The following is an 8,833-nucleotide window of genomic DNA, read 5'->3' on the forward strand; positions in this document are numbered from 1 at the left end:
TTAGTCATTGGTCATTAGTCATTAGTCATTAGTTCCTGGCTAATGACCAATGACCAAGGACAAATGACTATTTCTTTAGTCTTTCTGGTAAGCGATCTTGTCGAATTAAGTCTTGATAAGTTTCACGTTGCAAAAATAAATTTGCTTCGCCATTCACCACTAGGACTGCTGCCGGTCGGGGCAAGCGGTTGTAGTTAGATGCCATACTGTAATTGTACGCACCAGTTCCCATAACTACGAGAATATCCCCTGGTTCAGTCTTTGGGAGTAGTGCATTTTTAATCAGAATATCTCCTGATTCACAATGTTTACCAGCAATTGTGACTGTTTCGGTTGAGGGAGAAGACATTTTATTGGCAACAACTGCCCGATAAACTGATTGGTAAGTAATCGGGCGGGGATTGTCAGACATTCCTCCATCGATCGCTACGTAGGTACGAATCTCTGGGATGACTTTGGATGAACCAACAGTATAGGCAGTAACGCAAGCTGTAGCAATTAGCGATCGCCCTGGTTCACAAAGTAATTTTGGCAAAGGCAGATTTTCGGCTGCACAAGCTTCTTGGATCACTTCACAAATTGCCTTCACCCACTCTTCAATGCTGGGGGGGTCGTCTGATTCTGTATACTTAATCCCTAAACCACCGCCGACATTTAACTCTGTCAAATTTAAACCATACTTCGCCGCATCACGTAACCACTGCACCATCAAAGCTGCTAAATCTCGATGCGGTTGGCGTTCAAAAATTTGGGAACCAATATGACCATGTAACCCTACACAGTTAAGGAAAGACTGTTTGCTGACAAAAGTAAATAATTCCTCTAACTCATTTGGATCAAAGCCAAATTTACTATCTAGTTGCCCCGTGCGGATATATTCATGTGTGTGACATTCAATACCCGGAGTCAGGCGTAACATGATGCGGATGGTAAGAGGGGATGAGGGGGATGAGGGGGATGAGGGAGATGAAGACAATATTGCTCCCTCATCTCCCCCTGCTCCCTCATCTCCCCCTGCTCCCTCATCTCCCCCTGCTCCCTCATCTCCCCCTGCTCCCTCATCTCCCCCTGCTCCCTCATCTCCCCTGCTCCCCTGCTCCCCAGCAATTTCGACCAAGGTTTTTAATTCGTGCCAGTTATCCACCACAATAGTGCAACCGACTTCAGTGGCAAAAATCAGTTCTTCACGAGACTTATTGTTGTTATGAAGATAGATTTTCTCAGGATTGACACCTGCTTGCAGCGCGGTGTAAAGTTCACCGCCTGATGCGACATCAATTCCTAAACCAACAGAAGCCGCGATCGCACAAACTGCTAAACAATTCCAAGCTTTTGAGGCGTACAATACTTGAGATTCGCCCTTGTAGTATTGCTTGAAAGCATCTCGGTATTGCTGACAAGCCGAACGCAGGGTTTCTTCATCTAAAATATATAAAGGTGAACCAAACTGCTCAACTAGGGTTGTGACATCACACCCACCAATTTCCAGGAGGTCATGATCATGAACTCTAGCAGTCAAGGGTAAAAGTTCTTGATTAGGCGATGGATTTGCGCTGGTGTCACGCCTTTGAGGTAAATATTGACTTCCAGAATGTTGAACCCCAGTGGGGTGAGTCGATACCATAACTATAAAAGTTTTCCTTGTTTAAATTACGAGCTTTGAGTTTGTCTCTCGATACCCAGTTTACAAAGGGTTTGTAATCTTATTCAATATAATGTGATCTCATCAGACTTAGAAATTCAATTACTGACTCCAAAGCATCTAAGTGCATTGTTGGAACTGGATCAAGCCTGTTTTGGCGGTCTATGGACAATGGAAGGCTACCAACGAGAGTTGGACAGTCCCAACAGCGACCTACTAGGTTTATTTTCCCCTGTCTCTAATTCGAGACTATTGGGAATGGGTTGCTTTTGGTCAATTTTGGAGGAAGCCCACATTACAATTTTGGCGGTTCATCCAGAATATCACCGTCAGGGAATGGGTGCGGCTTTATTATATTCACTGATTAAGACAGCTTGCGATCGCAAAATGGAGCGAGCTACCCTCGAAGTCCGAGCTTCCAACTTGGCAGCTATATCTTTATATCAAAAATTTGGCTTTCAAACAGCCGGACGGCGGCGGCGTTACTACCAAGATAACGATGAGGACGCGTTGATTCTTTGGCTCCCAGATTTACAACACCCCAAATTTCAAGCAACTTTAGACCAGTGGTATTCCATTGTCAGCGATCGCCTAGACAAATCCTCTTGGCACTTGCTTTTTAACTAATTCGTAATTCATGATCAATTACAAATTATTTCAGTACATTAGTGCGAAAAACCCCAACTATATTACGAAACCTAAATAAGCTTCAAACCCTTACTAATAACCAATGACCAATGACCGATGACAGCCTTAGTACAATATTTCATAAATTCGTAGCGAATTCTCTTTGCGTTCCTACCCTACGGGAAGGCGAAGCGCCTATGCGCTTCCCTTTGCGCTCCTACCCTGCGGGAAGGCGTTCGCGTAGCGTCTCGTAGAGAAGCGCCTATGCGTTTAAATTTCAACCCTCAATTCACTACGATTTTATGCAAAACTGTACTTAGCCAGTTAACTTTAATTGCGCCAACTTACCTAAGTGTTGGGCATTATTAATTTTGAACTAGAGACTTCCAAATAAAAAAATACCCAAAAAACTCTCTTCTCCTCATTCCTCCGTGTTCTCTGCGCCTCTGTGGTTCGTTTATTTGAGTAATTTATTTCTTGGAAGTCCCTTATTGGGGCTTGTGATCAGCTTCAGCAAAAAAATGTCACTTTGCAGCACCTATTTATATTCAAATGTTTTATCTAAAAGCTTTTATTTATAACAAATATATATAATAAGATATTTTTGCTTGATCTGAAAAAATATATATGTTAGATATTAGTATTTTGGATTGAGTCAAAAAACTCTCAATGTAAGTAGTAAACTATCTGTAATAAATCTCAAAAACACTGGTGAACTAAAGCTCCTCAGTACACTAGTTAGATAAAAGTAGTCAATAGTTAACAATTAGCCCATCAACCTAAGTCATAGCTTCAGGATGTCTATAATCTGTTATACAGGCATCCAAAAGCTTTGCCTGTGCTAAAATCAGCATACCGGCACGACCGCAGATGATGGGATAAAGCCATGTTTGAGCGCTTCACAGAAAAAGCCATTAAGGTAATCATGCTGGCCCAAGAAGAGGCCCGCCGTTTAGGTCACAACTTTGTTGGAACCGAGCAGATCCTCCTGGGTCTGATTGGCGAAGGCACTGGTGTGGCTGCGAAGGTGCTGAAATCAATGGGCGTCAATCTCAAAGATGCCCGAATTGAAGTTGAAAAAATTATAGGACGGGGATCAGGCTTTGTTGCCGTGGAAATTCCGTTTACGCCACGGGCAAAGCGAGTTTTAGAACTCTCCTTGGAAGAAGCACGCCAACTGGGGCATAACTACATTGGCACCGAGCATCTGCTGTTGGGCCTAATCCGCGAAGGGGAAGGTGTCGCAGCCAGGGTGCTAGAAAACCTCGGCGTGGATCTATCTAAGGTAAGAACCCAAGTCATCCGGATGTTGGGAGAAACTGCCGAAGTTTCACCAGGCGGTTCATCCGGGCGCACAAAAACCCCGACTCTGGATGAATTTGGCTCTAACCTGACCCAGATGGCAATGGATAACAAGCTCGATCCGGTGGTGGGACGCGCCAAGGAAATTGAGCGGGTGATCCAGATATTGGGTAGGCGAACTAAAAATAACCCAGTGCTGATTGGAGAACCAGGGGTTGGTAAAACTGCGATCGCTGAAGGTTTAGCTTCACGCATTGCCACTAAGGATATCCCTGACATCCTCGAAGATAAACGCGTCGTCACACTGGATATTGGTTTGCTCGTAGCCGGAACCAAATACCGGGGTGAATTTGAAGAACGCTTGAAAAAAATCATGGATGAAATCCGCTCGGCGGGTAATGTCATTCTCGTGATTGATGAGGTACACACCTTAATTGGTGCAGGTGCAGCAGAAGGTGCTATTGACGCAGCAAATATCCTCAAGCCAGCTTTGGCCAGAGGTGAGTTGCAGTGCATCGGTGCTACAACCCTAGATGAATACCGGAAGCACATCGAGCGAGATGCAGCTCTAGAGCGGCGTTTCCAGCCAGTAATGGTTGGCGAACCGACAGTTGATGAAACAATTGAAATCTTGTATGGTCTGCGCGAACGCTACGAGCAACACCATAAACTGAAAATCTCCGACGAAGCATTGGTAGCGGCGGCGAAGTTATCAGACCGTTACATTAGCGATCGCTACCTCCCAGATAAAGCCATCGACTTAGTTGATGAAGCTGGTTCTAGGGTGCGCTTGATTAACTCCCAATTGCCACCCGCAGCCAAAGAGTTAGACAAAGAACTGCGTCAGATATTAAAAGAAAAAGATGACGCGGTGCGCTCTCAAGACTTCGATAAAGCTGGGGGATTGCGCGATCGCGAAATGGAAATCAAAGCCGAAATTCGAGCGATCGCTCAAAGCAAGACCAACGCAACTGGCACAGAAGGTGAAGAACCTGTAGTTACAGAAGAAGACATTGCCCACATTGTCGCTTCTTGGACTGGAGTACCGGTGAACAAACTCACCGAATCTGAATCTGAAAAGCTGTTGCACATGGAAGACACCTTGCATCAGCGTTTAATCGGTCAGGATGAAGCTGTGAAAGCAGTTTCACGGGCAATTCGTCGCGCTCGTGTCGGCTTGAAAAATCCCAACCGACCCATAGCTAGCTTTGTCTTCTCTGGGCCTACTGGTGTAGGTAAAACCGAGTTGGCGAAGTCCTTAGCTGCTTACTTCTTCGGTTCCGAAGAAGCGATGATCCGCTTAGATATGTCCGAATACATGGAGCGTCACACCGTCAGCAAGCTGATTGGTTCCCCTCCAGGCTATGTTGGTTATAACGAAGGTGGTCAGCTGACTGAAGCCGTGCGGCGGCGTCCTTACACCGTGGTGTTGTTCGACGAAATCGAAAAAGCCCACCCCGATGTTTTCAATATGCTGCTGCAAATTTTGGAAGACGGACGGTTAACTGATGCCAAAGGTCGCACGGTGGACTTCAAGAACACCTTGCTGATTTTAACTTCCAATATTGGTTCTAAGGTAATTGAAAAAGGCGGTAGCGGTATCGGCTTTGAATTCTCCGAAGACGCCAGCGAGTCAACTTACAACCGGATTCGCTCTTTGGTCAACGAAGAACTCAAGCAGTACTTCCGTCCAGAGTTCCTCAACCGACTCGATGAAATTATCGTCTTCCGTCAGTTGAGCAAGCCGGAAGTGACCCAAATCGCCGAAATTATGCTTAAGGAAGTATTTGGGCGTTTAACTGAAAAGGGTATCACCTTAGAAGTCACAGACCGCTTCAAGGATCGTTTGATCACTGAAGGTTACAGTCCCAGCTACGGCGCAAGGCCATTACGTCGGGCGATTATGCGCCTGTTAGAAGATAGCCTAGCAGAAGAAATTCTGTCTGGTCGCATTAAGGATGGCGATACAGCCTTAGTTGATGTCGATGAAAATGGCGTTGTCCAAGTTAGTTCTCAACAGCGTCGGGAATTGTTACCCCAAGGTGTTGAGTAAGATTTAGAGTTTGAGATTTAAGTCTCAAATACAAAATTAGAAAACGGTAGAGTATTAATTGCTCTACCGTTTTTTTGTGGGAAAATATCTGGAGTTAATGTTGTAAAGTGTAGAATAGGCGATACCTTCTCTGCGAGACGCTGCGCGAACGGTGAGCTTCTCTACGAGACGCTCCGCGAACGCTAACGCCAAAGTTTTCGGTCGGTCTACTGAAGTTAGTTAATGGTTAGAGCATCAAGTTACTCTCGTAAATGCATAACACGAAAACGTAAAATTATTGTAGTGCGGGCATCTTGCCCGTTTCCAATATACAAATTAAATACGCAACAGCTTATCTATGCTTGAGAGACAAAAATGACAGAACAAATACAAACACCAACAAAAGTTTTCATTAGCTATAGCTGGGACTCAGACGAACACAAAGAAAATGTGTTGAAACTAGCAAATACCTTACGCGCAGTATGGGGGATTGACGCATATATAGATCGTTATGTGCGAGCAGAGTCTCCTTATACTCCTGTTCAAGGATGGGATGTTTGGATGTCAGAGCGAATTAAGTGGGCTGAGTTTGTGCTTATCATCTTTACTGAGACATACCAGCGACGATTTGAGGGTAACGAGGAACCTGAAAAAGGTTTAGGGGTTTCGTGGGAAGGAACAATTATCAGAAACAACCTTTACAACGCTCAGTTAAGAGACACTAAATTTATCCCAGTTGTATTTTCTCAATCTGACTTGGATTATGTTCCTCTGGTACTAAATTCCAGAGATAAATATGTCCTTAATGACGATAAAAGCTTTAGAGAACTTTGCTATCGTCTGAGAAAACAAAACACCATTATAATGCCAGAAATTGAAGGGATACCTCTACTACTCCCTTCTGAACCAGTGTTATTTTCTCCTCAGAAACCGCCAGTAAAATCTTTAGAGCAACAACAGACTCCTGAGATTGAATACCGTAAAAAAGTTGAAGAGTATGTTAACAGGGTTTCACTCTCTGAACCCTATGATGACATTGATGAAATTCATAAGACTAGCTTAGAAACAATAAACCAGAAAATAGGGCTAGATACTGATAAGGCTAAAGCTATTGAAGATGATGTTCTTGAATCACGTCGCCAACGGCACGAAATATACAAAAAAAACCTTCAAAAATATCACAACCTTCTGATGAAAAAGTTAGAAACAGAAGGTTTTGTTAGTGATGATATCCTTTCTAACTTGAAAGAACTTCAGAATAATTTGGGACTAAGTGATAAGGACACTGAAGAATTATTGCTATATGCTCAATTAGAGTATTCGCTTGAAAAAGAAAGCTGGATAGAAGCAGATGAAATTACTAAAAATCTCTTGTTAAAAGTAACAAATGTCCAACAAAATTATTTTAGTTTAACTGATTTTCAGAAAATTCCATGTAAAGATATACGTAAAATTGATAAACTTTGGACAGATTACAGTAAAAGTCACTTTGGTTACAGCGCACAAATAGATATCTGGCAACAAGTTAAAGAGAGAGCAGAAGTTCAAGACATACTTTTTGACTTCTTTGTTGCATTGGATTGGGGATTTTATAACGAAGATCATCGATTCGTGTATATAGATAAATTTAAATATGATCTACCCAATCCCCCAAAAGGACACCGCCCAGTATCAGTCCTATGGGATGGGGGATCACACGAAACCCGACAAGTATACATAAAGAGAATTCAGAAGTGCTGCAAAGATTTTGTTCTTTAATTGGAGAGAATTTCTATATAGGAATCCGATTTGATTTTTGAACAAAATTAGGTATTTGTAGGGTGCGTTAGCGACAGCGTAACGCACCAAATCCTGACCAATGGTGCGTTACGCGAAACGCTAACGCACCCTACGTATCTTTTCAAAAATCAAATATGAGTCCTATAATTGTTTCTCAAATAGAATAACAACACATCTAGGATGCTACCTTTGGCATTTCTATTTCGAGGGCAAAGGTACATACATCAGCACCATCGTAATCAAAAAAGTAATCAAATAAGGAAGGTTTGCCCAGGATTTTAGGACACTATCCTTACTGAAAATCTGCCTGAAAAAATCAGGTGACAAATCAGGTATAAAAAAGTTTCTTTGTTTTAACTTCATTTGCTCTACCCATTGGTAATCTTCGTTAGATGCATAACCTCCAATGATCCGAACTAACCGATTGAAGTTCTTCCGAAATTCTCTCTCCATGTACAAATAATAGATATCCAGTAAACCGAATAAAGTAAAAGAGACGAATGCCAGGATAAATAAAATAGGGTTTCTATTTTGAAAACCAAATCCAACGATCGCAGCCCAAACCGTTAATCCAAACTTTTTAGCTTCAAGCGAATTGTCTGCCATGCGTTTAATTACAGATTGCAGCATTTCACTTTGTTTAATCAAAAAGTCTCGATCTTCTTTAACTCTGTCTGGATCGTTGCTTGGCATAATACTCCACTATAACGAGAGCCACTCGATTGTAAAATAAAACTAACTCTCTTGAAAAAGTATCTTTCGCAGCTTAAAGAATCCAATCTGACAAGCCGAGTACTCACACATTTCTAGATAATTAAAGGGATGCCATTCGTTTCTACCAATGGACTCCAAATAAGTTCCATCCTCTTGAGCCTCATCCGGCACTATGCCTGTAACATTTGCATAATACAAATAACAGACTTCATTCACCTGAGTACCAACAACATACTTGCCCAAAGGTAAAACCTGAACCCTATATCCTGTCTCTTCAAAGACCTCTCGAATGGCAGCGGCTTCTGATGATTCCCCTTCATCCAATGCACCTGTAATTGGACAGGGAAACAGCTTTAGTCTTCCATTTACCTCTTGATTATCAATACAGAGATGCTGGTGTCGAATTAGGACATCATACTGTGCCGGATTTTCGCCGCTCTTTCTCAAAAGAAATACCGCAACTGAATCCTTACCATTTCGTTCCAAATATTGAAATCCCTGAGAAGATTCCCTAACAGCAATCCACTGGGTGCTAAAGATGACTCTATCCGTATCCATTGGCTATATTCCGGTACTTGATTTATTCAGATGTCAACCTCACTAATTGGGGTAAAAGTAGCGAGGGTGACATGAGCCGCCACGTAAAGTTTAAAACCCTTGCTGTCGGTGGAACCATAAGATTGCCGTTAAAACGTGCTTATGCTTCCAATTCATTTCGGCAAAGTTATGCTTCTACA

Annotated in this window: 6 protein-coding genes; 3 read left to right on the plus strand and 3 right to left on the minus strand. The window is 42.7% G+C overall.

All coding sequences use genetic code 11. The features are described 5' to 3' along the window. Positions 1 to 67: 67 nt before the first annotated feature. Positions 68 to 1,624: a diaminopimelate decarboxylase gene (gene lysA / locus LC605_RS15315; protein ID WP_229548384.1), complete on the minus strand. Its 1,557-nt coding sequence runs from the start codon at positions 1,622 to 1,624 to the stop codon at positions 68 to 70. Between the two features lie 93 nt (positions 1,625 to 1,717). On the opposite strand from lysA, the gene rimI reads away from it, so the two are divergent. The 3 genes from rimI to LC605_RS15330 all read left to right on the plus strand — a co-directional run bounded on the left by rimI (position 1,718) and on the right by LC605_RS15330 (position 7,361). Further along, the gene (gene rimI, locus LC605_RS15320) at positions 1,718 to 2,269 is read left to right on the plus strand and encodes a ribosomal protein S18-alanine N-acetyltransferase (RefSeq protein ID WP_229548385.1); all 552 of its coding nucleotides are present in this window, start codon (positions 1,718 to 1,720) and stop codon (positions 2,267 to 2,269) included. An 886-nt stretch (positions 2,270 to 3,155) separates the two neighbouring features. Further along, entirely contained in the window at positions 3,156 to 5,624 is a 2,469-nt protein-coding gene (locus LC605_RS15325) for an ATP-dependent Clp protease ATP-binding subunit (RefSeq protein ID WP_229548386.1), read from the plus strand. Between the two features lie 354 nt (positions 5,625 to 5,978). After that, on the plus strand, positions 5,979 to 7,361 hold the full coding sequence (locus tag LC605_RS15330) for a GUN4 domain-containing protein (RefSeq protein WP_229548387.1): 1,383 nt from the start codon (positions 5,979 to 5,981) through the stop codon (positions 7,359 to 7,361). Between the two features lie 219 nt (positions 7,362 to 7,580). On the opposite strand, the gene LC605_RS15335 is transcribed toward LC605_RS15330, so the two are convergent. Together LC605_RS15335 and LC605_RS15340 are read right to left on the minus strand one after the other, a co-directional pair. Continuing rightward, positions 7,581 to 8,075 (minus strand): hypothetical protein, encoded by a 495-nt coding sequence (locus tag LC605_RS15335; RefSeq protein WP_229548388.1) that lies wholly within the window; start codon positions 8,073 to 8,075, stop codon positions 7,581 to 7,583. 42 nt (positions 8,076 to 8,117) lie between these two features. Further along, complete coding sequence (locus LC605_RS15340; protein WP_229548389.1) at positions 8,118 to 8,654, minus strand: NUDIX hydrolase; 537 nt, start codon at positions 8,652 to 8,654, stop codon at positions 8,118 to 8,120. Positions 8,655 to 8,833 lie beyond the last annotated feature (179 nt).

Origin of the sequence: Nostoc sp. CHAB 5836 (genome assembly GCF_020829445.1) — a bacterium.
Classification (GTDB): domain Bacteria; phylum Cyanobacteriota; class Cyanobacteriia; order Cyanobacteriales; family Nostocaceae; genus Nostoc.

Coding starts and splice junctions, on each gene's coding strand:
- LC605_RS15330 (WP_229548387.1), top strand. CDS start 5,979: ATGACAGAACAAATACAAACACCAACAAAAGTTTTCATTAGCTATAGC.
- LC605_RS15325 (WP_229548386.1), top strand. CDS start 3,156: ATGTTTGAGCGCTTCACAGAAAAAGCCATTAAGGTAATCATGCTGGCC.
- LC605_RS15335 (WP_229548388.1), bottom strand. CDS start 8,075: ATGCCAAGCAACGATCCAGACAGAGTTAAAGAAGATCGAGACTTTTTG.
- LC605_RS15340 (WP_229548389.1), bottom strand. CDS start 8,654: ATGGATACGGATAGAGTCATCTTTAGCACCCAGTGGATTGCTGTTAGG.
- lysA (WP_229548384.1), bottom strand. CDS start 1,624: ATGGTATCGACTCACCCCACTGGGGTTCAACATTCTGGAAGTCAATAT.